The sequence below is a fragment of the Anoxybacillus sp. EFIL genome (genome assembly GCF_013096955.1).
Taxonomy (GTDB): domain Bacteria; phylum Bacillota; class Bacilli; order Bacillales; family Anoxybacillaceae; genus Anoxybacillus; species Anoxybacillus ayderensis.
This window is the reverse complement of the sequence record NZ_SDLH01000009.1, coordinates 79,360-101,479: the sequence shown is the minus strand read 5'-3', so window position 1 is coordinate 101,479 and position 22,120 is coordinate 79,360. Positions and strand designations below refer to the sequence as shown.

Here is a 22,120-nt window from a genome sequence, read left to right as displayed (position 1 = left end):
AAAATGGAAGGAACGAATAACAAGATCAAGCTGATCAAACGTCGGGGATATGGATACAGAAATATCCAGCGTTTTGCATTACGGGTTCGGTTAGAAACGACTAACATACTTTAATGGCAGGTGCAAGCACATCTTTTGGTGATGAACCAAAAATAGACTATTATTGTATGATTTATCCTTTTTATCTGCAAACATATTTCCTATGGAAAAAGGTGCCCCTAAAGCAAATGGGGCACCTTTTTCTTTTATACGTTTTTGATGTCCTTAAATAATCGTGTCAAAAAGACTAGATGATGACCAAGTGTGACCAAAACAGCAGAACTCAAATTGCGAAATATATCTTTCAAAAGGAGTTTCTAATTCAATGTTCCAGAGTCCACTTGAGAATTGTGTAGTATTTACACTAAAATAAAATGTCCTTTCAAATTTGTTGTGTGAGTCCGATTTTTCTATCCATTCATCAAAAATATATAAGATTTGATTTTTATCATATATTTTTGCCACGATAGGAAAATCAATTTTTACATTTTTCAGCTTACAAACACAGTGTAAACGTTGATCTAAAGAGTTGAATTTTAAAGACTGTTTTAATGGATATATTGTTTTTTCCTCTTTATTTATAGAGATATTTTTTGATAAAGAAAATTGATAAATTTTAGGTGGTATACTTATATCTTGAGTCCCATTTAGCACGGATACAATAGTTTTATCCCATATAACACATTTTTTTGTGGGATCCGAGACGAAAAATTGATCGTTAATTAGTATTTGATAGAGTTTTAGCTCTGTTTTCAAGGAGTCTGTCAACTCTAATATCCATATATCCCCTTCTGGTATCAAGGGGTATGTCTTTCTGGTAACTATGGAATATGCACCAACGTTGTAAATCGGTAAATCCTTTGGATCATATACAACAGTTTTTATTTCCATATATCTCTCCAGAGTTGGATCATTTTTTTTGCAATGCCTCCTTTTATAGCACTAGCGATGAACAGAGTAATCAAAAGTAGAAAATAAACTGCAATTATTAAAAGATGCGTTAAAGGAAGCTTACTTGTGTGCTTAATGTAAAGAAAATACACATACAGGGCGATAGGCAAGTTGAGAAAAAGCCATATATCTATAGTTTTTGAACGTATATTCGAATTACTCACCTTTTCTAAAATAAGACGGATAATTGGAATTGATAAAATAACACATGATATTATTGTAAGTAAATATGTCCATCTCAATTGCTACACCTACTTGTAACCTCGGATAATATCTTTGTTGGCATTATATAAGTTGTTAACGCTTCTTACCCCTATCTCCATTAATGATGATATTATTCCTCCACCAACTGCAGATTTTACTGCGACTTTTGTAGATGCCTTTTGAACATACTTACTGTAAACATAACTCCCACCTGCACCAGTAATTGTAGGAATTCCAAAAGAGTCTTTAATAGCATTAGAAATAGGAGTTGTTATTCGTCTGTCAATTTCATGATAAAGGCTATTTGCCTTTTCGGTGATACCTAGTTTATATGAAATTTGGTTTAAAGACATATAAGCACCTCCAGATCCTTAAATTTTAAATTTTAGATTTCGATTAACATTTTACTCTTTTTTTTTTTTTTGTAAATATTTTTTAGAAAATTGATTTTTCGGGGGAGGTTTAATTTTTTATAAATTCCCTCCCTCTGTACTTCTGAATTGTTCCATTTCCGCATACGTTGTACTAGCACCGTTGTACAAGGAGGATGCGATGAAAATTGATGCAACTGTTTGGACGATGGCGAGTTTACGTTTTTTATCTGCCGCTATTGAATTATGTGCAGCGATTGTCATGTTGTCGCTTAATGATGTAAAAAAGGCGATTGCCGTCAATACATTGCTTGCCGTCGTTGGTCCGACCATTTTTTTAGTCGTTATGATGATAGGTCTTGTTGCAGTGGCGAACGAGCTGTCATTGTTTAAGCTCGTATGGATTGGTGCTGGAGTCATATGTATATTCATAGGCATATATGTCGTGAAGTAAGGGAGGAAAGAGGATGCAAGCGGTGTTTGATCTGTTGCCTAAGGGGATCGTTCATGCGATTCAATCATTGCCTATCGCTTCTCAATTTACGATTGAAGAAATTCGCATTCGTATTGAACGACCGCTTGAAGTCATTGCTGGTGGGAGATCGTACATATGTCCGCATGTCGTACAAATGGGAGAAGGAATCGAACTATTAAATAAATTAAGCCAATATTCTCTCTACACAATCGAAGAAGAGCTGAAAAAAGGCTACATTACTATTCAAGGTGGACATCGCGTTGGTTTAGCTGGAAAAGTGATTGTAGAAGACGGAAAAGTAAAAGCGATTCGACATATTACATCGTTCAATATTCGAATGGCTCGGCAGCAAATCGGCATGGCTGTTCCCCTTCTCCCTTATTTATACGATGGACGATGGCTCAATACGATGATTATCGGGGCACCACAAACAGGAAAAACAACGCTCCTTCGTGATATTGCACGCATCGTCAGCAGCGGGGTGACAGATCGGCGTATTGCTCCTCGAAAAGTCGGCATCGTCGATGAACGGTCAGAAATTGCCGGCTGTGTTAAAGGTATTCCGCAATTTACATTCGGCTATCGCGTCGATGTGCTCGATGCGTGTCCAAAGGCAGAAGGGATGATGATGATGATTCGTTCCATGAGCCCGGACGTTCTTGTTGTTGATGAAATTGGGAGCGAAGCAGATTGTATCGCGATTTTAGAAGCGGTTCATGCAGGAGTGGGCTTATTTATGACAGCGCACGGTCGACATATAGACGATATAATGAAGCGCCCGTCATTGCGCCCGATTATGGAACAAGCTGTGTTTGAGCGCTTTGTGGAATTAACAAATGTCGGTCTCCCCGGAACAATTCAAGCGATTCGCGATCGTAGCGGGCGCGACATATACCGAGAGATGAGCGTGATGTAAATGAAATGGATCGGAGCTGTGTGTATTATATTAGCGACAACATGGTCAGGGTTTGAAGCGTCCCGCCTTTTGCGTGAGCGTACAAGGCAATTACGCCAATTAAAAATGGCGTTGCAATCGCTTGAGGCGGAAATTATGTACGGACATACGCCGTTAACGGAAGCGGCTATACGACTTTCACAACAACTATCACGACCGCTGTCATGGTTATTTGAAACATTTGCACAAAAGTTACAAGAAGGAACGATGAGCGCCCGTCAAGCATGGGAAGAAAGTTTACAGGAAGTATGGAAAATGACTGCATTGAAAGAAGGCGAGCTCGAAATTATGAGACAGTTTGGCGAGACGCTCGGACAATACGATCATGAAATTCAACAAAATTATATTCGTTTAACGATGGTTCATTTAGAGAGAGAAGAAGGGGATGCGATTGAAAAACAACAACGCTACGAAAAAATGATGAAAAGTTTAGGTGTATTAACGGGCATTCTCATCGTGCTTTTACTCATATAGAGGAGGACATTCAAAATGGGTGTTGACGTCGATTTAATTTTCCGCATTGCTGGAGTAGGCATAGTCGTTGCGCTGTTGCATACGATTTTAGAAGGATTCGGAAAAAAGGAATATGCTCAATGGGTGACATTATTAGGTTTTATTTACATTTTGTTTTTAGTCATTTCGATCGTTCAAGATTTATTTCAAAAAATTAAATCGGTTTTTTTGTTTCAAAGTTAGGAGGGAATACCCATTGATATTTTACAAATTGTCGGGCTTGGATTAATTGCGACGTTTTTAGTAACGATTTTAAACGAACATAAATCGAACATTTCTCTTTTGTTGACCGTATTTGTCGGGACCGTTATTTTTTTATTTTTACTTGATCGCATTCAAGATATTTTTCGTATGGTTCAGACGTTAGCAAACGAAGCGCGCGTTCAAACCGTATACGTCGAGACGATTTTAAAAATTATCGGTATCGCTTACATTGCTGAATTTGGCGCACAAATTTCAAAAGATGCCGGACAAGGGGCGATTGCTGGGAAAATTGAACTTGGTGGAAAAATTTTAATTTTAGCGATGGCCATTCCGATTTTGACTGCTCTCATTGAAACGATTTTAAGTTTTCTTCCGATGAAGGGGTGATGATATGAGGCGCGCTCCAATTTTATTTTTCTTTCTCTTTTTTTTCTTGCCTTGTATTGTACAAGCATCACCAACGACGAATGAGCTAGTGAAACGACAAGCGGAACAAGTGGGCGTAGAGTCGATTAAACAATATTGGGACCATATTGTTCAACAGTATGGAGGATTGTTGCCAGAAAGTCAAAAAGGTTCTTTTTGGCAGTTTATAAATGGGGAGAAAGAGCTGTCGCTAAGCGAATGGTTGCGAGCGTTTATCAAATTTTTATTGTACGAGCTTATGGCGAATGGAAAGTTGCTTGGCACGCTTATTTTATTGACGGTGTTTAGCCTGTTTTTACAGTCGCTACAAAACGCTTTTTCACATCATGCTGTCAGTAAAGTCGCACATGCGGTTGTTTATATGGTACTTATGATTATCGCGTTAAATAGTTTTCATGTTGCCGTGACATACGCAAAGGAAGCTATTCAGACGATGACAAGTTTTATGATCGCTCTTTTGCCCATTTTACTTGCGCTTATGGCGTCGTCAGGTGGCATTGTATCCGTAGCTTTTTTTCATCCGATCGTCTTGTTTTTTATGAATATGACAGGAACGATGATTGAACATTTTTCGTTACCACTTTTGTTTTTAGCGACAATTTTAAGCATCGTCAGTTTATTAAGTGAACATTATAAAGCGACCAAATTGGCAGATTTGTTGCGCAACATTAGCATCGGTTCGCTCGGTATGATGCTTACCATTTTTTTTGGCGTGCTGTCTGTTAAAGGTACTACGACAGCAATTGCCGACGGGGTTGCTATACGGGCAGCAAAATTTGTGACAGGAAACTTTATACCTATTATCGGACGAATGTTTACCGATGCGGCAGACACAGTCGTAACAGCTTCTGTCTTATTAAAAAATACAGTGGGTTTGTTTGGTGTTGTGTTACTGCTTCTTATCGCAGCGTTTCCGGCAATCAAAATTTTAGTCATCGCTCTTATTTATCAACTAGCTGCAGCGATATTACAACCGTTAGGTGGAGGCATCGTCATTTCCTGCTTGAGCGTGATGAGTAAAAGCATCATGTATGTGCTCGTGGCGCTCATGATCGTATCGCTTATGTTTTTCTTAAGTATGACCGTTATCATTGCAGCAGGAAATTTAACGATGATGGTTCGTTGAGAGGAGAATGGGACTGTGGGACTATTGACTGAATGGATTTCGCACATCATTACATTTATTTTGCTCGCTGTCGTCATTGAACTTATTTTGCCAAACGGTTCATTCCAAAAGTATGTCAAAATGGTCGTCGGTTTGTTATTTATTTTCATCTTGTTTTCTCCGCTTTTTCGGTTATTTCACGGAGATGTAGATACGTGGCTTGCTTCCATTCAGCAACAACCAAACGAAACGTTTGAAAATGACATAGAAAAAAAGAAAAAAGAAATACAAGCCTCACAACGTGCATATATTTTAGAACAAATGGCTGTCCAGCTGAAAAACATAGCGGCTGAGGAGTTGATGCGCACATATGGTTTAATCGTTACAGACATTTCATTCACGATCGGGGAGTCGGAACAAAATCCCCCTCCGATTGAGTCAATTACGGTTGAGTTAGCCGAGGAAGCAGCTTCTGTCGTAAAGCCGATTCGCATTCAATCGACGACGCCACCGACAGATCGACATGATGACATCGCTCGCTTTTTAGCAAACATGTGGGAAGTTGACCCGCAAATGATTACAGTTCATCTCGAGAGGAGGGAGTAAGGAGGGGTGAAACAATGGATTGAAAAAAACGGCCTCATCGCGCTTACTTTAGTAGTTGGCTTGTCATTTATGCTATTTGGCAACGTGTTCAAATTTCCATCGTCAAAAGAAGTGCCGCAGGAACGAGCTGAAACAGTATTTCGTCAAACCGATGAAGAGAAAAAACTAAAACAAATTGCAGATTACGAAGAACGGTATGAACAACAATTAAAAGAAGCGCTTGAAGCGATTGTTGGCGTTGGTGAAGTCAAAGTGATCGTCAATGTCGATGCAACGGAACAAAACGTACTTGAAAAAAATGCGACCGTTCAAAAAAAACGAACGATGGAAGAAGATAAAGAAGGCGGAAAACGTCAAATCGAAGATGAATCAACAGACGAAAAAATTGTGATCGTGCGCAAAGGGGACGAAGAAACACCGCTCGTTTTACAAACGAAAAAGCCAGACATTCGTGGGGTGCTTGTTGTTGCGAAAGGGGCCGATCAAGTACAAGTAAAAAAATGGATTGTTGAAGCAGTGACGCGAACGTTGAACGTTCCGAGCCATCGCGTCGCTGTTTTACCAAAAAAGTAAGGGGGAGAACATATGTTGAAAAAGCAAACCGTTTGGTTATTAACAATGTTTAGTTTAGTTGTCGTTTTATCGGTGTACTATGTTACAAGTCCTCAAGTGACAGAACAAGTGGCGTTTGAGCAAAAAGAGGAAGCGAATAATGGAAAAGACTTAAAACCGACAGATGAAGCGATGAAAGAAGAAATCGCAAACGGAGAAGAAGTGACAGTTGAACAAACAAATACCGCAAGCGATGATTTATTTACTGCCCTTCGCCTTGAAATTGAAGATGAACGAAGCAAGTTGCGTCAAGAGTTAAATGCGATTGTCGCTTCCAATAACGTATCTGCCGAAGAAAAAAGTAAAGCGATCGATCAATTACAACAACTATCGAATATTGCAGAAAAAGAAGCGGTGTTAGAAACGTTAATTAAATCGAAAGGATACGACGATGCGCTTGTTCGTGTCCATGAAAATCAAGTGCATATTACAGTGAAAGCAAAAGAACATTCGAAAAAAGCAGCGAACGAAATTATTCAGCTCGTTCAAAGTGAGCTTGGCCGCGTGCAAGATGTAGCTGTTCGTTTCCAAAAATAACCGGGAGACCGGTTATTTTTTTTCGGTTGAAAACGAATTTTATAATACTATATAATAATAATTGTTTTTATGACCAGATATAAATTTTCTAACATTTTCTTATCATTTTATTGAATAATGGAAAAGGTGTGTCGTATCATGGTATTGTATAATCTTTTTCTACAAATGATGGGGCGAGGGGTGTAAGTCAATGTTGAAAATCCAAGAAATTCGCGAATTAATCCGATTAGTAAATGAGTCAAACATTGTCGAGTTCGTCTATGAACATGATGGCTCAAAGATTAAAATGAAAAAAGCTGGAGCAACGGAACAAGTTGTTGTTGCTGCACCAAAAGTAGACGTGCCACAAACAGCTGTCGTTCAACAACAAGTACCGGTGACACCGGCTGTTGAAAAGGTAGAAGTGAAAGAGGAAGTAAAGCCGGAAAAACAAGTTGTTCCAGCAGAAAACTTACATACAATTACATCACCGATGGTTGGTACGTTTTATGCGGCTCCATCGCCAGATGCTGCACCGTACGTAAAAGTTGGTGATAAAGTGAAAAAAGATACAATTGTATGTATTGTTGAAGCGATGAAGTTGTTTAATGAAATTGAAGCGGAAGTCGATGGGGAAATTGTAGAAGTGCTTGTCAAAAACGGCCAGCTCGTTGAATATGGACAACCTTTATTCCTTGTGAAGCCTGAATAAAGGAGCGATAGTTATGATAAAAAAATTGTTAATTGCCAATCGTGGGGAAATTGCTGTTCGGATTATTCGGGCGTGCAAAGAGCTTGGCATCGAGACGGTCGCTGTATTTTCTGAAGCGGATCGTGAAGCACTTCATGTTCAAATGGCGGACGAGGCATATTGTATCGGTCCGAAAACGTCAAAAGAAAGCTATTTGAATTTTACAAATGTGATGAGCGTGGCAACATTAACTCGGTGTGATGCTATTCATCCGGGGTACGGATTTTTAGCTGAAAACGCAGACTTTGCTGAGCTTTGTCGGGAATGCAACGTGACGTTTGTCGGACCGAGCCCGGAAGCGATTACAAAAATGGGGACGAAAGATGTTGCACGTGAAACGATGAGACAAGCTGGGGTGCCGATCGTTCCAGGCTCGCAAGGAATTATTGAAAGTATCGATGAAGCGATTGCGCTAGCGAATGAAATCGGTTATCCTGTTATTATTAAGGCAACCGCAGGTGGAGGCGGAAAAGGAATTCGTGTCGCTCGAGATGAGCAAGAGCTTAGAAAAGGAATTACGATTACGCAACAAGAAGCGGCTACTGCGTTCGGAAATCCGGGCGTATATATTGAAAAGTACATTGAAGATTTCCGACATGTTGAAATTCAAGTGTTAGCCGATTCGTATGGTAACGTCATTCATCTCGGCGAGCGCGATTGTACAATTCAACGCCGCTTACAAAAATTATTAGAAGAAACACCATCCCCTGTGCTTGATGAAGAAATGCGTCAAAAAATGGGAGAAGCAGCTGTCAAAGCGGCGCAAGCGGTGCAGTATACAGGAGCGGGAACGGTCGAATTTATTTACGACTACCGCAATCGCCAATTTTACTTTATGGAGATGAACACGCGCATTCAAGTTGAACATCCAGTAACGGAAATGGTGACAGGTGTCGATTTAATTAAAGAACAAATTCGCGTGGCATCAGGTGAGAAATTGACGTTGAAACAAGAGGATGTCACTTTTAACGGTTGGTCTATCGAATGCCGAATTAACGCGGAAAACCCTGCGAAAAACTTTATGCCATCGGCCGGAAAAATACAAATGTACTTGCCGCCGGGAGGGTTTGGCGTGCGGGTAGATTCAGCTGTTTACCCGGGTTATACAATCCCACCATATTATGATTCGATGATTGCAAAGTTGATCGTTCACGCACCGACGCGTGAAGAAGCGATTGCCCGCATGAAACGCGCCTTAAGTGAGTTTGTTATTGAAGGAGTTCATACAACAATTCCGTTTCACTTAAAATTGCTTGAGCATGAAAAGTTTGTCGAAGGAAACTTTAATACAAAGTTTTTAGAAACATACGATGTAATGAACTCTTAATGATAAAGGAGGGAATCCGTTATGTCTGAACATGTATTAGAAATGGAAAACGGTCATAATAGCTTAGGGAAGGTAGAAATTGCGCCAGAAGTGATTGAAGTCATCGCAGGGATTGCGGCATCTGAAATTGAAGGAGTAGCGCAAATGCGCGGCAACTTTGCGGCAGGTGTCGTGGAGCGATTAGGAAAAAAAAATCATGGCAAAGGCGTAAAAGTCGACTTAACGGACCGCGGGATTGTCATTGACATTTATTGTGTAATGAATTTTGGCGTATCGATTCCGACGGTTTCGCAAAAAATTCAAGAAAACGTCCGCCAAGCATTGTTGACGATGACAGGATTAGAGACAGCGGAAGTGAACGTTCATGTTGTTGGCGTTCAATTCGAATCGTCCAAAGCAGAGGCAGAAGTCGAGTAAAGAAAAGGGGCAATCTCGTTTATGAGATCGCCCTTTTTCGATGGGTGAGTGTTTTCTTTCGTCGAAATGTGTTATGATCATGGTATAATTTTCGACATTACGAATAGAAAGGGTTTTGGTCATGAAACGGCATACAGCAAGAGAGAAAGCGTTGCAAGCATTGTTTCAAATTGACGTGGGAGGCATTGAACCACATGCGGCGATTGCAAACGTCGCTGAAGAAGAGACCGATCCATTTATGGAAATGCTTGTTTTCGGCGTGGTGGAACATCAAAAAGAAATTGACGACTTATTGCGTCAACATTTAGAAAAATGGACATTAGAGCGCGTGGCGAATGTCGATCGTTCCATTTTACGCATGGCTGTATTTGAAATGAAATATATGGATGACATCCCGTTCAATGTAAGCATGGATGAAGCGATTGAATTAGCAAAAGTGTTTGGCGATGAAAAATCAAGTCGCTTTATTAACGGCGTACTTGCGAAAATAAAAGAAACATTGTCTTAAACGAATAAGGGGGAGAAGGATTTATGGCAGCACAAATCATTAACGGTTTTGAACTAGCGAAAGAAAAACGCGCACAATTAGCAAAAGAAGTCGAGCAGTTAAAACAACAAGGCATTGAGCCTGCATTAGCGGTCATCCTCGTTGGAGATCATCCCGCTTCACAATCGTATGTAAAAGCGAAGCAAAAAGCATGTGAAGAAATTGGCATTCGTTCGATTTTACTTACTTTCCCAAACGACATATCTGAGGAGTTTTTGCTAGAGCAAATCGCTCGTTTAAACGAAGACCAATCGGTACACGGCATTTTAGTTCAATTGCCGCTACCAAAACAAATGAATGAACTACATATCATTGAAGCGATTGCACCAGAAAAAGATGTCGATGGGTTTCATCCGCTAAATATTGGACGAATGATGACGGGGCAGAAAACGTTTTTGCCTTGTACACCGTACGGCATTTTATATATGGTTCAATCTTTGCAAGTCGATATTGCGGGAAAACATGTCGTTGTTGTCGGTCGTAGCAATATCGTCGGTAAACCGGTTGGACAGCTGTTTTTACGTGAACACGCAACGGTCACATATTGTCATTCGCGCACAAACGATTTAGCGGCGATTACGCGTCAAGCGGATATTTTAATCGTCGCTGTCGGCAAACCGAAGCTCATTACATCACCATATGTGAAAGAAGGAGCAATTGTGATCGACGTTGGCGTCAATCGATTAGAAAGCGGAAAATTGTGTGGGGATGTCGATTTTGACGATGTAAAAGAAGTAGCAAGCTACATTACTCCTGTACCAAAAGGAGTTGGACCAATGACGATTACGATGTTGTTGCACAACACGATACAAGCTGCGCGGGAACTACATAAATAAGCGAGGTTATTTTTGTGGCAGAAATGAGATATGTAACAGTTGCAGCGTTAACGAAATATATTAAGCGGAAATTTGAAGTCGACCCTCATTTGCAAGATTTATGGATTAAAGGGGAAATTTCAAACTTTACATATCATTCGCGTGGGCATATGTACTTTACTTTAAAAGACGAACAAGCGCGCATTCAAGCGGTCATGTTTGCGGGATATAATCGACAGTTAACATTTAAACCGGAAAACGGAATGACCGTACTTGTGCGCGGGGAAATTTCCGTGTACGAGCCGAGCGGAACGTATCAAGTATATGTAAAAGAGATGCAGCCGGATGGTGTTGGCGCGCTGTATTTAGCGTATGAGCAATTAAAAAAGAAACTAGAACAAGAAGGATTATTTGCTAAGGAACATAAAAAGCCGATTCCGAAATTTCCGCAACATATTGGCGTTGTCACATCGCCAACAGGAGCGGCCATTCGCGATATTTTAACGACGATTCGTCGCCGCTATCCGCTAGCGAAAGTCATTTTGTTTCCGACGCTCGTTCAAGGGGAACAAGCTCCGTTATCGATCGTTCAATCGATTCAAAAAGCGAATGACATCGGATATATCGATGTGCTGATCGTCGGTCGTGGTGGCGGCTCGATTGAAGAGCTTTGGGCGTTTAATGAAGAAATGGTAGCGCGCGCGATTTTTCATTCGCGCGTTCCGATTATTTCTGCTGTCGGACATGAAACGGATTATACGATCGCTGACTTTGTTGCCGACTTGCGAGCACCGACACCGACGGGGGCAGCAGAGCTTGCTGTGCCGCATGTCGCTGATTTGCTTTTGCGTGTATCGGACCAACAAGCTCGCCTCATTCGAGCGATGAAAGAGCGAATGAACGCGGAGCAAAAACGGTTGCAATCGTTACGTTCATCGTATGCGTTTCGCTATCCGAAACGGCTGTATGAACAAAAGGAACAACAGCTAGATATGCTAGTTGATCGATTGCAAAGACAAATGAATGATATGTTCAAACAAAAAGAACATAAGCTTCAACAATTGCAGCTTACGTTATTTGCTCATCATCCACAATCGCGAGTCGAAAAAGCGGTCGATCGTGTCCGCACGTTAGAACAGACGATCGTTCGCCATATGAACGATGTAATTAAACAAAAAAAATGGTCGCTTGCCACAGCGATGGCAAAACTCGATGCGCTCAGTCCGCTAAAAATTATGGAGCGCGGATATAGCCTTGCATACGATGAGCAAGAAACGCTCATTAAGACAGTAAAACAACTGCAAGAAGGGGACCGCGTTCATATCCGTTTTCAAGATGGACGTGCACATTGCATTGTATCGAATATTGAGGAGGAGAAAATATGACATTTGAGGAAGCGATGAGTAAACTAGAAGAAATTGTGCAAAAGTTAGAAGAAGGAGACGTTCCGCTTGAAGAAGCGATTCACTTTTTCCAAGAGGGGATGAAATTGTCGAAGTTTTGTCACGACAAACTACAACAAGTAGAAAAACAAATGGAATTTATTTTACGAGAAGATGGGCAGCTTGAACCGTTTACGGTGCAGGAGGAATAGACGTTGGAAGTGTTATTGCGACAATATAAATCACAAATTGAACAGCAGCTTCCTGCTTATATTGAATCGTTACAAGCGCCTCAAACGATCAAAGAGGCAATGTTATATTCGTTGCAAGCAGGCGGAAAGCGCATTCGTCCTCTTTTATTGCTTTCAACGTTACAAGCGTTTCAGAAGCCCGTACACATCGGGCTGCCAACGGCCTGTGCGCTCGAAATGATTCATACGTATTCGCTCATTCATGATGATTTGCCAAGTATGGATAACGACGATTTACGGCGCGGTAAACCGACAAACCATAAAGTGTTCGGTGAAGCGAACGCCATTTTAGCGGGCGATGCGTTGCTGACATACGCTTTTCAAGTTGTAGCAGATGACGAAGTCATTTCACCAGATGTAAAAGTTCGCCTCATTTCGGAATTAGCGAAAGCGGCTGGACCTGAAGGAATGGTCGGGGGACAAGTAGCTGACCTTGAAGGAGAAGGAAAAACGATTAGTTTGCAGCAACTAGAATACATTCACCGTCATAAAACAGGAAAGTTGTTGCAATACAGCGTTCGGGCAGGTGCGATATTAGGAGAAGCAACGGAACAACAATTAACATTGTTGACGACGTTTGCCGATCATCTCGGTTTAGCGTTTCAAATTCGTGACGACATTTTAGACATTGAAGGAGACGAACAAAAAATCGGGAAAAAAGTGGGGAGCGACATCGAAAATGATAAATCGACGTATCCTTCTCTTTTGACGCTTGATGGAGCAAAGAAAAAACTTCACGATCATATGAAAGAAGCACGAAAACTTCTTGACGAAGCTAAAATCGATGCGTCGTTATTACATTACATTTGCGATGTCATCGAAACGCGCGATCATTAATAGCATTGAGGAAAAAAGCAACATGTGATATAGTGGAAAAGAAATGTTAGCCGTTCACACGTTTGTGTAAGCGGCTCTTTTTTGCGTGTGCACATGTTTGTCTGTATAATTAAAAATACAAAAAGCTGTATGATATAAGTTTGTAATAGCTTACATGAAAGAGAGTGGTCGCGTTGGATGTTACAGCGATTCAAAATCCGAATTTTTTAAAGCACATGTCAAACGAACAGCTCGTTCAATTAAGTGAGCAAATTCGACAATTTTTAATTGAAAAATTATCAAAAACAGGTGGACATATTGGCCCGAATTTAGGGGTCGTCGAATTGACGATTGCGCTTCATAAAGTGTTCGACAGCCCAAAAGATAAGCTCATTTGGGACGTTGGTCATCAATCGTACGTGCATAAAATTTTAACAGGTCGTGCAAATCAGTTTGATACGTTGCGACAATATAAAGGGTTATGTGGTTTTCCGAAACGAAGTGAAAGTGAGCACGACGTATGGGAGACAGGACATAGCTCGACATCGTTGTCCGCTGCTATGGGAATGGCGATTGCGCGCGATTTAAAAGGAACAGACGAATATATCGTTCCGATTATTGGAGATGGTGCATTAACGGGCGGAATGGCACTAGAAGCGTTAAATCATATCGGACATGAGAAAAAAGATATCATCGTTATTTTAAACGATAACGAAATGTCAATTGCTCCAAACGTCGGTGCGCTCCACAACGTGCTTGGTCGTCTGCGAACAGCAGGAAAGTACCATTGGGTAAAAGATGAATTAGAAATGTTATTAAAGAAAATCCCAGCTGTCGGTGGAAAGCTTGCAGCAACGGCGGAACGAGTCAAAGATAGCATTAAATATTTGCTCGTTTCAGGTGTGTTTTTTGAAGAGTTAGGCTTTACGTATTTCGGACCGGTAGATGGCCATGATTTTGAAGATTTATTTGAAAACTTACATTATGCGAAAAAGACGAAAGGACCTGTTCTTGTTCATGTCATTACGAAAAAAGGAAAAGGATATCATCCAGCAGAAAACGATAAAGTGGGAACGTGGCACGGAACGGGACCGTATAAAATTGAAACAGGTGATTTCATCCAATCAAAGCAATCTGCTCCTTCTTGGAGTGCGCTCGTTAGTGAAACGGTACGTAAATTAGCGCGCGAAGATCGCCGCATCGTTGCCATCACGCCTGCGATGCCGGTTGGATCAAAATTAGAAGGGTTTGCAAGTGAATTTCCGGAGCGTATGTATGACGTCGGTATCGCTGAACAACATGCGGCGACGATGGCTGCCGGTTTAGCCACGCAAGGGATGAAACCGTTTTTAGCGATTTACTCAACCTTTTTACAACGCGCATATGACCAAGTCGTTCACGATATTTGTCGCCAAAACTTAAACGTGTTTCTTGGAATCGACCGAGCGGGGCTTGTTGGTGCTGACGGGGAAACGCACCAAGGTGTGTTTGATATCGCCTTTTTACGTCACATTCCAAACATCGTATTAATGATGCCAAAAGATGAAAATGAAGGGCAACATATGGTATATACAGCCATTCAATACGATGATGGCCCGATTGCGATGCGTTTTCCGCGCGGAAACGGTTTCGGTGTGCCGATGGATAAACAATTAAAAAACATTCCGATTGGCACATGGGAAGTGTTGCGTGAAGGAACAGATGTTTCCATTTTAACGTTTGGTACGACGATTCCGATGGCGCTTCAAGCGGCTGAGCGCTTGGCGAATGACGGCATTTCTGTGCAAGTTGTGAATGCTCGTTTTATTAAGCCGCTAGATGAACAAATGTTGCACACGTTGCTACAAAAAAATATGCCGTTACTCACGATTGAAGAAGCGGTGTTGCAAGGTGGATTTGGTAGCGCGGTACTTGAATTTGCTCATGATCATGGATATCATGGAGCGATTATCGATCGAATGGGCATTCCGGACCGTTTTATTGAACATGGTGGCGTGTCACAACTTCTAGAAGAAATTGGATTGACGACAGAACATGTAATGGAACGCATTTATTTATTAACTCCGAAAAAAAGAAAAAGGGCATGAGAGATGAAAGGGAAGAAAGAACGTTTAGATGTATTGCTTGTCGAACGTGGATTAGCTGAAACGCGTGAAAAAGCGAAACGGACGATTATGGCCGGTCTTGTATATTCGAATGAAATGCGGCTTGATAAACCGGGAGAAAAAGTACCTGTTGACATTCCGCTAACGGTGAAAGGACATGCGATCCCATATGTCAGTCGCGGGGGACTGAAACTCGAGAAAGCGTTACGAGCGTTTTCGCTTCATGTCGAAGATAAAGTGATGCTCGATATTGGTGCATCGACCGGCGGGTTTACAGACTGTGCGTTGCAAAACGGGGTGAAGTTGTCGTACGCTCTTGACGTCGGATACAATCAGCTTGCGTGGAAACTGCGTCAAGATGAGCGTGTTGTTGTCATGGAGCGGACAAACTTCCGCTACGTGACGCCGAGCGACTTTCAGCACGGCTTGCCAACCTTTGCAACAATTGACGTGTCGTTTATCTCATTAAAGCTCATTCTCCCTGTTTTAAAGACGATTTTAGTGCCGCATAGCGATGTTGTCGCTTTAGTCAAGCCACAGTTTGAAGCGGGAAAAGAGTTCGTTGGAAAAAAAGGAATCGTTCGCGATGCGCGCATTCACGTCCACGTGCTGCATACGATTACGGCATTTGCTCAACAAGAAGGGTACGATATCATCGGATTAACGCACTCGCCGATCACAGGCGGTGATGGCAATATTGAATTTTTACTTCATTTACGTTGGGAAGGCAAAGAAGTAGGAGAAAATCGCTTGACGGTTTCTCCAGAAGAAGTTGTTGCTAGGGCGCATGATGAACTGAAAGAAAATAAAGAACATGCGGGGGAATAACGATCGGTTATTCCCTCTTGTTTGCCCGTCTATCGTTCGGTAACATAGAAGTATAAATATGCATATGTTATACATGCGAAAGAGGTGTTTTCGTTGAATAAAGGACAACGTCATATTAAAATTCGTGAAATTATTTCAAATCATGAGATTGAAACACAAGATGAACTTGTGGATATGTTGCGCAAAGAAGGCTTTAACGTGACACAAGCAACCGTGTCTCGAGACATTAAAGAACTTCATTTAGTGAAAGTCCCAATGATGGATGGGCGGTATAAATATAGCCTACCTGCTGATCAACGATTTAATCCGCTGCAAAAATTAAAGCGAGCGCTGATGGATGCGTTTGTGAAAATTGATGGAGCTGGTCATTTGCTTGTCATGAAGACGTTGCCGGGCAATGCACATGCCATTGGTGTGCTTCTTGATCATTTAGAGTGGGATGAAATTGTTGGAACGATTTGTGGCGATGATACGTGTTTAATTATTTGCCGCACGCCAGAAGATACAGAAGTCATTTCTAAACGATTGTTGGACATGCTGTAATAAAGGTGTGAATGTGACATGTTAGCAGAGTTATCCATTAAAAATTTTGCGATTATTGAATCGCTCTCGCTTTCGTTTGAAAAAGGATTAACGGTTTTAACAGGGGAAACGGGAGCGGGAAAATCGATTATTATTGATGCGATTCATTTATTAATTGGCGGACGAGGTTCCGCAGAGTTTGTTCGATACGGGGAAACAAAAGCGGAAATTGAAGGATTGTTTTTGCTTGAACAAGATGACCATCCGTGTTATAGCAAATGTGCGGAGCTCGGCATCGATATAAGCGACGGCATGATTGTGCTTCGACGAGAGCTAACAGTAAACGGAAAAAGTGTTTGCCGGGTCAATGGAAAATTAGTAACGATTGCGACGTTGCGCGAAATTGGTTCAACGCTCGTGGATATTCACGGGCAACATGAGCATCAAGAGTTGCTCGATGAAAGTAAACACTTACACTTATTAGACGAATATGGGGGCGAGCATATTCGTGACGCGTTAGAAGAATACGGAGCATTATATGCTACATATGAACGAGTGAAGCGTCAACTGCAAAAATTAAATGAAAATGAGCAACAAATGGCACATCGATTAGATTTGTTAACATTTCAGTTAGATGAAATTCAAAAAGCAGATTTGCAAATAGATGAAGATGAACGGCTGATGGAAGAACGCCGAAAAATCGTTAACTTCCAAAAAATATACGAGGCGTTACAAAGCAGTTATGAGGCGCTTTATGGGGAGCAACGTGGACTAGATTGGATTGGATTAGCGATGAACCATTTAGATCATGTGAGCGATATCGATGCATCAGTGAAACAAGCTCAAGAAGTCGTATCGAATTGTTATTACTTGTTAGAAGAAGTCGCTCACCAACTACGTGAACAGTTAGATCAGTTAGAATACGATCCGCTTCGACTTGACGAAATTGAAAGTCGCTTAAATGAAATTAATCATTTAAAACGAAAATACGGTCAAACGGTGCGCGACATTTTAGAATATGCCGCAAAAGTAGAAGAGGAAATCGAAACGATTCAGCATCGCGACGATCATATTCATAAATTACAGACTGAACTTCAATCCATTACGGCTGATTTGCTCGTTGAAGCGAAACATATTAGCGAATTGCGCATGCAATATGCGAAACAACTCATCGATGACATTCATCAAGAGCTAAAAGATTTATACATGGAAAAAACGACGTTTGATGTCGTTTTTCGAAAACGTCAAGGATCGTACGATGATCCGCTGCTCGATGGAACACCTGTCAAGTTGCAGGCGAACGGAATGGATGAAGTTGAGTTTTACATTTCGACAAACCCTGGAGAACCGTTAAAGCCGCTTGCGAAAGTGGCATCGGGTGGGGAGTTATCGCGCATGATGCTTGCTTTGAAAAGTATTTTTTCTAAACATCAAGGTGTGACATCCATTATTTTTGATGAAGTAGATACAGGAGTAAGTGGGCGCGTCGCTCAAGCCATTGCGGAAAAAATTTATCGCGTCGCACGTCATTCTCAAGTATTATGCATTTCGCACTTGCCGCAAGTTGCAGCGATGGCAGATACGCATTTATTTATCGAAAAAGAAACGATCGATGGACGGACGAAGACGACTGTCGAGGCGTTAAACGAAGAAGAAAAAATTAACGAAATAAGCCGGATGATTTCTGGGGTGGAAATTACAGAACTGACGAAACAGCATGCACGTGAGTTGTTACAATTAGCGGAAAAAATCAAAAATGAAACAGTATGAATACCAACATTGGCATTGTTTTTTCGTTTTATTCGGTTATATTTCATTTGTTTCAGGCAACATTAAATAGTGTAGGATTCGGTGTGTACGTAGGAACGAGGAGAGTGAAGACTTTGGATTTTGACAAATTAAGAAAAGGAATAGGTGCATTTCTCCTTGTTTCTTTTATCGTTCTAAGTATGACAACACCATTTCAAAAATATGTAAACATTCCGAAACAACTTATGTTATTTCAAGGACAAACGGCGCATGTACCTGTATTTGGTTCTGTTCAAACGATAACGACAGGCGCTGTTTCTGTTCAGCAAAAAGAAAAATTAGCGATTAGCGGGGAACATGTCGGAGAAAGCGATGTCATTTTACAAATGGCAGGATTCCCGATTAAACAAGTAAACGTAAAAGTATTACCGGATTTTAAAGTCGTTCCTGGCGGTCAATCGATTGGTGTGAAATTAAATACAGTTGGAGTTCTTGTCGTCGGCCATCATTTAGTGGAGACAGAACAAGGAAAACAATCCCCCGGTGAAACGGCTGGCATTCAAGTCGGAGACGCCATTACACATATTAATGGAAAAAAAATCGAAAAGATGACAGATGTCTCTCCGTTTATTGAAGAAGCGGGAAAAACAGGCAAGCCTTTACGACTCACTGTTGCGCGTGATCGTCATACGTTTGAAACGACCTTGACCCCATTAAAAGATAAACATGATCAAGTGTATCGCATCGGATTGTACATTCGCGATTCAGCGGCAGGAATTGGAACGATGACGTTTTTTGATCCGAAATCAAATATATACGGGGCGCTCGGACATGTCATTTCTGATATGGATACGAGAAAGCCGATCGTCGTTCGTGGTGGAACGATCGTCAAATCGACGGTAACGGCCATTGATAAAGGGAGAAATGGAAGTCCAGGTGAAAAATTAGCGAGATTTTCAAGCGATAAACAAGTGATTGGTGACATTAAAACAAACAGCCCGTTCGGTATTTTCGGTAAGCTTTCACAGCCGATTCAAAACGGTATTTTTGATAAACCGATGCCGATTGCTTTATCGACAGATGTGAAAAAAGGACCGGCAAAAATATTAACCGTCGTCGAACAAGATCGTGTCGAGGCGTTTGATGTTGAAATCGTGAGTGTCACTCCGCAAAAATTCCCTGCGACAAAAGGAATGGTCATTAAAGTGACGGATCCACGTTTGTTAGAAAAAACAGGTGGCATCGTTCAAGGGATGAGTGGGAGCCCGATTATTCAAAACGGAAAACTCGTTGGGGCTGTGACGCATGTATTTGTCAACGATCCGACATCTGGGTATGGTGTGCACATTGAATGGATGTTGCACGAAGCCGGAATTAACATTTATGATAAAAGCGAACAAAAAGCGAGCTAATATTGGCTTGCTTTTTGTTTTTCCACGCAATTTGTCATATTTTATCATGACACGGCGTAAACATGTAGTGTAAAATGAAAGAAAAAACGTGCACATATGTTTTATGAAAAATACAAATTATTTGACTAATTTTGCAAAGAAAAAAGGATTTTTGTCCATTGCGTCGAATTAAGCACGTATGTGACAAAAGATCATTGCTTTAGGGAGGAAGATTTCGTGAGTACAATAAAAGTTTGCATTGTAGATGATAACCGAGAATTAGTGCATTTGCTTGAAGAATACATTACAAGCCAAGGGGATATGGAAGTCATTGGCGTTGCATATAACGGGCAAGATTGCTTGCAATTGCTTCGCGATCGCGATCCAGATGTTCTCGTTCTCGACATTATTATGCCGCATTTAGACGGTTTAGCTGTGCTAGAAAAGTTGCGCATGATGAAACAGCCATTGCCAAACGTCATTATGTTAACGGCGTTTGGACAGGAGGATGTAACGAAAAAAGCGGTTGAACTCGGCGCTTCTTACTTTATTTTAAAGCCGTTTGACATCGAACATTTAGTGAATCAAATTCGTCAAGTATGTGGCAAAAAACCAGCCGTATTCAAACGACCGCTTCTTTCGCCAATTCGCGACGGCAAGCCGAAAAATTTAGACGCGAGCATTACAAACATCATTCACGAAATTGGTGTCCCAGCCCACATTAAAGGATATTTATATTTACGCGAGGCGATTGCGATGGTGTATAACGACGTCGAGTTGCTCGGATCGATTACAAAAGTTCTTTATCCAGACATTGCGAAAAAATATAATACGACAGCTAGTCGCGTAGAGCGAGCGATTCGTCATGCAATTGAAGTGGCATGGAGCCGCGGAAACTTAGAATCCATTTCTTCTTTGTTCGGCCATACGGTCAGCATGTCAAAAGCGAAACCGACAAACTCAGAATTTATTGCGATGGTTGCAGATCGGTTAAGACTTGAACATAAAGCAAGTTAAAAAAGGTAGTCGGGCGACTACCTTTTTTGTTGCTCGTTTTTTTCGACTTCAAGCAATTTTTGGACTAATATGTGCTGAGGCATGTGCATAATTTGTTCTAGCGGCACGTTCAATGCTTTAGCGAGCTTTTGCGCTGTTTCTAACGAAATTTGTAACGGTCGCATGAGTTCCACTCCTTTCATATGTTAAGTATAAAACGTTTTTAAAGGTGGGAAAAGGATGACACATATTTTTGCTCATCGCGGTTCAGCTGGGACGCATCCAGAGAATACAATGGCCTCTTTTATAGAAGCAGCACGTGTTCATGCGGACGGGATTGAACTTGATGTACAACTTTCAAAAGACGGAGTCGTCGTCGTCATTCATGATGAAACAGTCAATCGGACGACAGACGGAACAGGATGGGTTGGACAAATGACGTATCGGCAATTGCGAAAATTAAACGCCAACTATAAATTTAAACAATACGGGTTTTGTCCGATTCCGTCGTTACAAGAAGTGCTTGAGTGGGCACAACACACATCGTTGCTTATTAATATAGAATTAAAAAACAATCTTGTACCTTACGAACGACTAGAAGAAAAAACAATTGAACTTGTCGAGCAATATCGTTTAGCATCGCGCGTCATTTTTTCATCGTTTAACCATGAAAGTATGGCAACATGTCATCAATTAGCTCCTCATATTGAAACAGCGCTGCTATATATGGAAAAATTGCATCAGCCGTGGGATTATGCCCATACTTTACACGCTTTGGCGCTTCATCCGTATCATCGCGCTGTAGATCGATTGTTTGTTGAAGCAGCTCATGCCAATCAATTGCTCATTCGTCCTTTTACAATCAATAAAGAAGAACAGATGAAAACGATGTTTCAATATGAAGTTGATGGGATATTTACAGATTTTCCTGAAAAAGCAAAAAACGTGCGCGAAAAAACGCTTCGATCATTGTGAATCGAAGCGTTTCTTTTTTTGAAAACGTGGTTGCACTTTGTTTCGTTTTCGATCGCGGTGCAAAATAAATCCTGCAATAAAGCTAAGACCGATGATAAAACAAAATAAACCGAGCAAAAATTGAATGACAAGTGAAGGGATCGGTGCGTGCAAAATACCAAACACCGTATCGCGCATCCATTTAATCCCTAGCGCTGCGATAAATCCTGGAATAAGTAAAATGAGTAGGGCAATCATTCGTTGCATAAAACAAAACCCTTTCCATTCGTTC

At 41.1% G+C, this 22,120-nt stretch carries 29 protein-coding genes; 25 read left to right on the top strand and 4 right to left on the bottom strand.

Going from position 1 to position 22,120, the window contains the following annotated elements; genetic code table 11:
* Nucleotides 1-114: transposase (locus tag ES017_RS12950; protein WP_171334972.1), on the top strand; the 114-nt coding region annotated here is incomplete at its 5' end.
* Nucleotides 115-264: 150 nt separating this feature from the next.
* On the opposite strand, the gene ES017_RS12945 is transcribed toward ES017_RS12950, so the two are convergent.
* Both ES017_RS12945 and ES017_RS12940 read right to left on the bottom strand, forming a co-directional pair.
* Nucleotides 265-930 carry a hypothetical protein gene (locus ES017_RS12945; protein WP_171335188.1) on the bottom strand — a complete coding sequence of 222 codons (666 nt, stop codon included), beginning with the start codon at nt 928-930 and terminating at the stop codon, nt 265-267.
* Between the two features lie 311 nt (nt 931-1,241).
* The gene (locus tag ES017_RS12940; protein WP_171335187.1) at nt 1,242-1,547 is read right to left on the bottom strand and encodes a hypothetical protein; all 306 of its coding nucleotides are present in this window, start codon (nt 1,545-1,547) and stop codon (nt 1,242-1,244) included.
* Between the two features lie 199 nt (nt 1,548-1,746).
* Between ES017_RS12940 and ES017_RS12935 the strand changes: the two genes are divergently transcribed.
* The 23 genes from ES017_RS12935 to spo0A all read left to right on the top strand — a co-directional run bounded on the left by ES017_RS12935 (nt 1,747) and on the right by spo0A (nt 20,895).
* On the top strand, nt 1,747-2,019 hold the full coding sequence (locus ES017_RS12935; protein WP_009373908.1) for a YqhV family protein: 273 nt from the start codon (nt 1,747-1,749) through the stop codon (nt 2,017-2,019).
* 13 nt (nt 2,020-2,032) lie between these two features.
* Nucleotides 2,033-2,956: a stage III sporulation protein AA gene (gene spoIIIAA, locus ES017_RS12930; protein WP_171335186.1), complete on the top strand. Its 924-nt coding sequence runs from the start codon at nt 2,033-2,035 to the stop codon at nt 2,954-2,956.
* Complete coding sequence (gene spoIIIAB / locus ES017_RS12925) at nt 2,957-3,469, top strand: stage III sporulation protein SpoIIIAB (RefSeq protein WP_003394114.1); 513 nt, start codon at nt 2,957-2,959, stop codon at nt 3,467-3,469. It begins immediately after the preceding gene.
* 15 nt (nt 3,470-3,484) lie between these two features.
* Nucleotides 3,485-3,691 carry a stage III sporulation protein AC gene (spoIIIAC, locus tag ES017_RS12920; protein WP_003394116.1) on the top strand — a complete coding sequence of 69 codons (207 nt, stop codon included), beginning with the start codon at nt 3,485-3,487 and terminating at the stop codon, nt 3,689-3,691.
* A gap of 6 nt (nt 3,692-3,697) precedes the next feature.
* Nucleotides 3,698-4,099 carry a stage III sporulation protein AD gene (spoIIIAD, locus tag ES017_RS12915; RefSeq protein WP_171335196.1) on the top strand — a complete coding sequence of 134 codons (402 nt, stop codon included), beginning with the start codon at nt 3,698-3,700 and terminating at the stop codon, nt 4,097-4,099.
* Nucleotides 4,100-4,103: 4 nt separating this feature from the next.
* Nucleotides 4,104-5,264, top strand: coding sequence for a stage III sporulation protein AE (spoIIIAE, locus tag ES017_RS12910; RefSeq protein ID WP_003394121.1), 1,161 nt, complete (start codon nt 4,104-4,106; stop codon nt 5,262-5,264).
* A gap of 15 nt (nt 5,265-5,279) precedes the next feature.
* Nucleotides 5,280-5,849, top strand: a complete 570-nt coding sequence (spoIIIAF, locus tag ES017_RS12905) for a stage III sporulation protein AF (RefSeq protein ID WP_003394123.1) — start codon at nt 5,280-5,282, stop codon at nt 5,847-5,849.
* Nucleotides 5,850-5,855: 6 nt separating this feature from the next.
* Complete coding sequence (spoIIIAG, locus tag ES017_RS12900; RefSeq protein WP_171335185.1) at nt 5,856-6,422, top strand: stage III sporulation protein AG; 567 nt, start codon at nt 5,856-5,858, stop codon at nt 6,420-6,422.
* 12 nt (nt 6,423-6,434) lie between these two features.
* Complete coding sequence (locus ES017_RS12895; RefSeq protein WP_009373892.1) at nt 6,435-6,998, top strand: SpoIIIAH-like family protein; 564 nt, start codon at nt 6,435-6,437, stop codon at nt 6,996-6,998.
* A 190-nt stretch (nt 6,999-7,188) separates the two neighbouring features.
* The gene (gene accB, locus ES017_RS12890; RefSeq protein ID WP_171335184.1) at nt 7,189-7,689 is read left to right on the top strand and encodes an acetyl-CoA carboxylase biotin carboxyl carrier protein; all 501 of its coding nucleotides are present in this window, start codon (nt 7,189-7,191) and stop codon (nt 7,687-7,689) included.
* Between the two features lie 13 nt (nt 7,690-7,702).
* Nucleotides 7,703-9,055 carry an acetyl-CoA carboxylase biotin carboxylase subunit gene (accC, locus tag ES017_RS12885; protein ID WP_171335183.1) on the top strand — a complete coding sequence of 451 codons (1,353 nt, stop codon included), beginning with the start codon at nt 7,703-7,705 and terminating at the stop codon, nt 9,053-9,055.
* A gap of 21 nt (nt 9,056-9,076) precedes the next feature.
* Nucleotides 9,077-9,472, top strand: a complete 396-nt coding sequence (locus ES017_RS12880; RefSeq protein WP_021095249.1) for an Asp23/Gls24 family envelope stress response protein — start codon at nt 9,077-9,079, stop codon at nt 9,470-9,472.
* Between the two features lie 121 nt (nt 9,473-9,593).
* A complete protein-coding gene (gene nusB, locus ES017_RS12875) occupies nt 9,594-9,980 on the top strand; it encodes a transcription antitermination factor NusB (protein ID WP_021095250.1) in 387 nt (128 codons plus the stop codon).
* A gap of 23 nt (nt 9,981-10,003) precedes the next feature.
* Entirely contained in the window at nt 10,004-10,855 is an 852-nt protein-coding gene (gene folD / locus ES017_RS12870) for a bifunctional methylenetetrahydrofolate dehydrogenase/methenyltetrahydrofolate cyclohydrolase FolD (RefSeq protein ID WP_021095251.1), read from the top strand.
* A 14-nt stretch (nt 10,856-10,869) separates the two neighbouring features.
* Nucleotides 10,870-12,219 carry an exodeoxyribonuclease VII large subunit gene (xseA, locus tag ES017_RS12865; RefSeq protein ID WP_019416954.1) on the top strand — a complete coding sequence of 450 codons (1,350 nt, stop codon included), beginning with the start codon at nt 10,870-10,872 and terminating at the stop codon, nt 12,217-12,219.
* Nucleotides 12,216-12,428: an exodeoxyribonuclease VII small subunit gene (locus ES017_RS12860; RefSeq protein WP_009373880.1), complete on the top strand. Its 213-nt coding sequence runs from the start codon at nt 12,216-12,218 to the stop codon at nt 12,426-12,428. The genes xseA and ES017_RS12860 overlap by 4 nt, the downstream gene beginning before the upstream one ends.
* 3 nt (nt 12,429-12,431) lie before the next feature.
* Complete coding sequence (locus tag ES017_RS12855) at nt 12,432-13,304, top strand: polyprenyl synthetase family protein (RefSeq protein ID WP_019416955.1); 873 nt, start codon at nt 12,432-12,434, stop codon at nt 13,302-13,304.
* Between the two features lie 173 nt (nt 13,305-13,477).
* Nucleotides 13,478-15,370 (top strand): 1-deoxy-D-xylulose-5-phosphate synthase, encoded by a 1,893-nt coding sequence (gene dxs / locus ES017_RS12850; RefSeq protein ID WP_171335182.1) that lies wholly within the window; start codon nt 13,478-13,480, stop codon nt 15,368-15,370.
* 3 nt (nt 15,371-15,373) lie between these two features.
* Nucleotides 15,374-16,216, top strand: coding sequence for a TlyA family RNA methyltransferase (locus tag ES017_RS12845; protein ID WP_021095255.1), 843 nt, complete (start codon nt 15,374-15,376; stop codon nt 16,214-16,216).
* Nucleotides 16,217-16,309: 93 nt separating this feature from the next.
* Complete coding sequence (ahrC, locus tag ES017_RS12840) at nt 16,310-16,759, top strand: transcriptional regulator AhrC/ArgR (protein ID WP_021095256.1); 450 nt, start codon at nt 16,310-16,312, stop codon at nt 16,757-16,759.
* A gap of 18 nt (nt 16,760-16,777) precedes the next feature.
* Entirely contained in the window at nt 16,778-18,508 is a 1,731-nt protein-coding gene (gene recN, locus ES017_RS12835; protein ID WP_021095257.1) for a DNA repair protein RecN, read from the top strand.
* Between the two features lie 113 nt (nt 18,509-18,621).
* Nucleotides 18,622-19,899: a SpoIVB peptidase gene (gene spoIVB, locus ES017_RS12830; RefSeq protein ID WP_035063304.1), complete on the top strand. Its 1,278-nt coding sequence runs from the start codon at nt 18,622-18,624 to the stop codon at nt 19,897-19,899.
* 216 nt (nt 19,900-20,115) lie between these two features.
* Nucleotides 20,116-20,895: a sporulation transcription factor Spo0A gene (gene spo0A, locus ES017_RS12825; RefSeq protein WP_009373870.1), complete on the top strand. Its 780-nt coding sequence runs from the start codon at nt 20,116-20,118 to the stop codon at nt 20,893-20,895.
* Nucleotides 20,896-20,912: 17 nt separating this feature from the next.
* Here the strand turns inward: spo0A and ES017_RS12820 are convergent, their stop codons facing one another.
* Entirely contained in the window at nt 20,913-21,059 is a 147-nt protein-coding gene (locus ES017_RS12820; RefSeq protein WP_021095259.1) for a YycC family protein, read from the bottom strand.
* 55 nt (nt 21,060-21,114) lie between these two features.
* Between ES017_RS12820 and ES017_RS12815 the strand changes: the two genes are divergently transcribed.
* The gene (locus tag ES017_RS12815; protein ID WP_021095260.1) at nt 21,115-21,849 is read left to right on the top strand and encodes a glycerophosphodiester phosphodiesterase; all 735 of its coding nucleotides are present in this window, start codon (nt 21,115-21,117) and stop codon (nt 21,847-21,849) included.
* Here ES017_RS12815 and ES017_RS12810 read toward each other — a convergent pair.
* Nucleotides 21,841-22,095 carry a DUF2627 domain-containing protein gene (locus tag ES017_RS12810; protein ID WP_021095261.1) on the bottom strand — a complete coding sequence of 85 codons (255 nt, stop codon included), beginning with the start codon at nt 22,093-22,095 and terminating at the stop codon, nt 21,841-21,843. The two genes, ES017_RS12815 and ES017_RS12810, sit on opposite strands and share 9 nt — an antisense overlap.
* Nucleotides 22,096-22,120: the final 25 nt, after the last annotated feature.

Excerpts from the sequence above, each read along its gene's own strand:
- ES017_RS12945 (WP_171335188.1), bottom strand. The coding sequence starts at position 930 with ATGGAAATAAAAACTGTTGTATATGATCCAAAGGATTTACCGATTTAC.
- ES017_RS12940 (WP_171335187.1), bottom strand. The coding sequence starts at position 1,547 with ATGTCTTTAAACCAAATTTCATATAAACTAGGTATCACCGAAAAGGCA.
- ES017_RS12935 (WP_009373908.1), top strand. The coding sequence starts at position 1,747 with ATGAAAATTGATGCAACTGTTTGGACGATGGCGAGTTTACGTTTTTTA.
- spoIIIAA (WP_171335186.1), top strand. The coding sequence starts at position 2,033 with ATGCAAGCGGTGTTTGATCTGTTGCCTAAGGGGATCGTTCATGCGATT.
- spoIIIAB (WP_003394114.1), top strand. The coding sequence starts at position 2,957 with ATGAAATGGATCGGAGCTGTGTGTATTATATTAGCGACAACATGGTCA.
- spoIIIAC (WP_003394116.1), top strand. The coding sequence starts at position 3,485 with ATGGGTGTTGACGTCGATTTAATTTTCCGCATTGCTGGAGTAGGCATA.
- spoIIIAE (WP_003394121.1), top strand. The coding sequence starts at position 4,104 with ATGAGGCGCGCTCCAATTTTATTTTTCTTTCTCTTTTTTTTCTTGCCT.
- ES017_RS12895 (WP_009373892.1), top strand. The coding sequence starts at position 6,435 with ATGTTGAAAAAGCAAACCGTTTGGTTATTAACAATGTTTAGTTTAGTT.
- accB (WP_171335184.1), top strand. The coding sequence starts at position 7,189 with ATGTTGAAAATCCAAGAAATTCGCGAATTAATCCGATTAGTAAATGAG.
- accC (WP_171335183.1), top strand. The coding sequence starts at position 7,703 with ATGATAAAAAAATTGTTAATTGCCAATCGTGGGGAAATTGCTGTTCGG.
- ES017_RS12880 (WP_021095249.1), top strand. The coding sequence starts at position 9,077 with ATGTCTGAACATGTATTAGAAATGGAAAACGGTCATAATAGCTTAGGG.
- nusB (WP_021095250.1), top strand. The coding sequence starts at position 9,594 with ATGAAACGGCATACAGCAAGAGAGAAAGCGTTGCAAGCATTGTTTCAA.
- folD (WP_021095251.1), top strand. The coding sequence starts at position 10,004 with ATGGCAGCACAAATCATTAACGGTTTTGAACTAGCGAAAGAAAAACGC.
- ES017_RS12860 (WP_009373880.1), top strand. The coding sequence starts at position 12,216 with ATGACATTTGAGGAAGCGATGAGTAAACTAGAAGAAATTGTGCAAAAG.
- ES017_RS12845 (WP_021095255.1), top strand. The coding sequence starts at position 15,374 with ATGAAAGGGAAGAAAGAACGTTTAGATGTATTGCTTGTCGAACGTGGA.
- recN (WP_021095257.1), top strand. The coding sequence starts at position 16,778 with ATGTTAGCAGAGTTATCCATTAAAAATTTTGCGATTATTGAATCGCTC.
- ES017_RS12820 (WP_021095259.1), bottom strand. The coding sequence starts at position 21,059 with ATGCGACCGTTACAAATTTCGTTAGAAACAGCGCAAAAGCTCGCTAAA.
- ES017_RS12815 (WP_021095260.1), top strand. The coding sequence starts at position 21,115 with ATGACACATATTTTTGCTCATCGCGGTTCAGCTGGGACGCATCCAGAG.
- ES017_RS12810 (WP_021095261.1), bottom strand. The coding sequence starts at position 22,095 with ATGCAACGAATGATTGCCCTACTCATTTTACTTATTCCAGGATTTATC.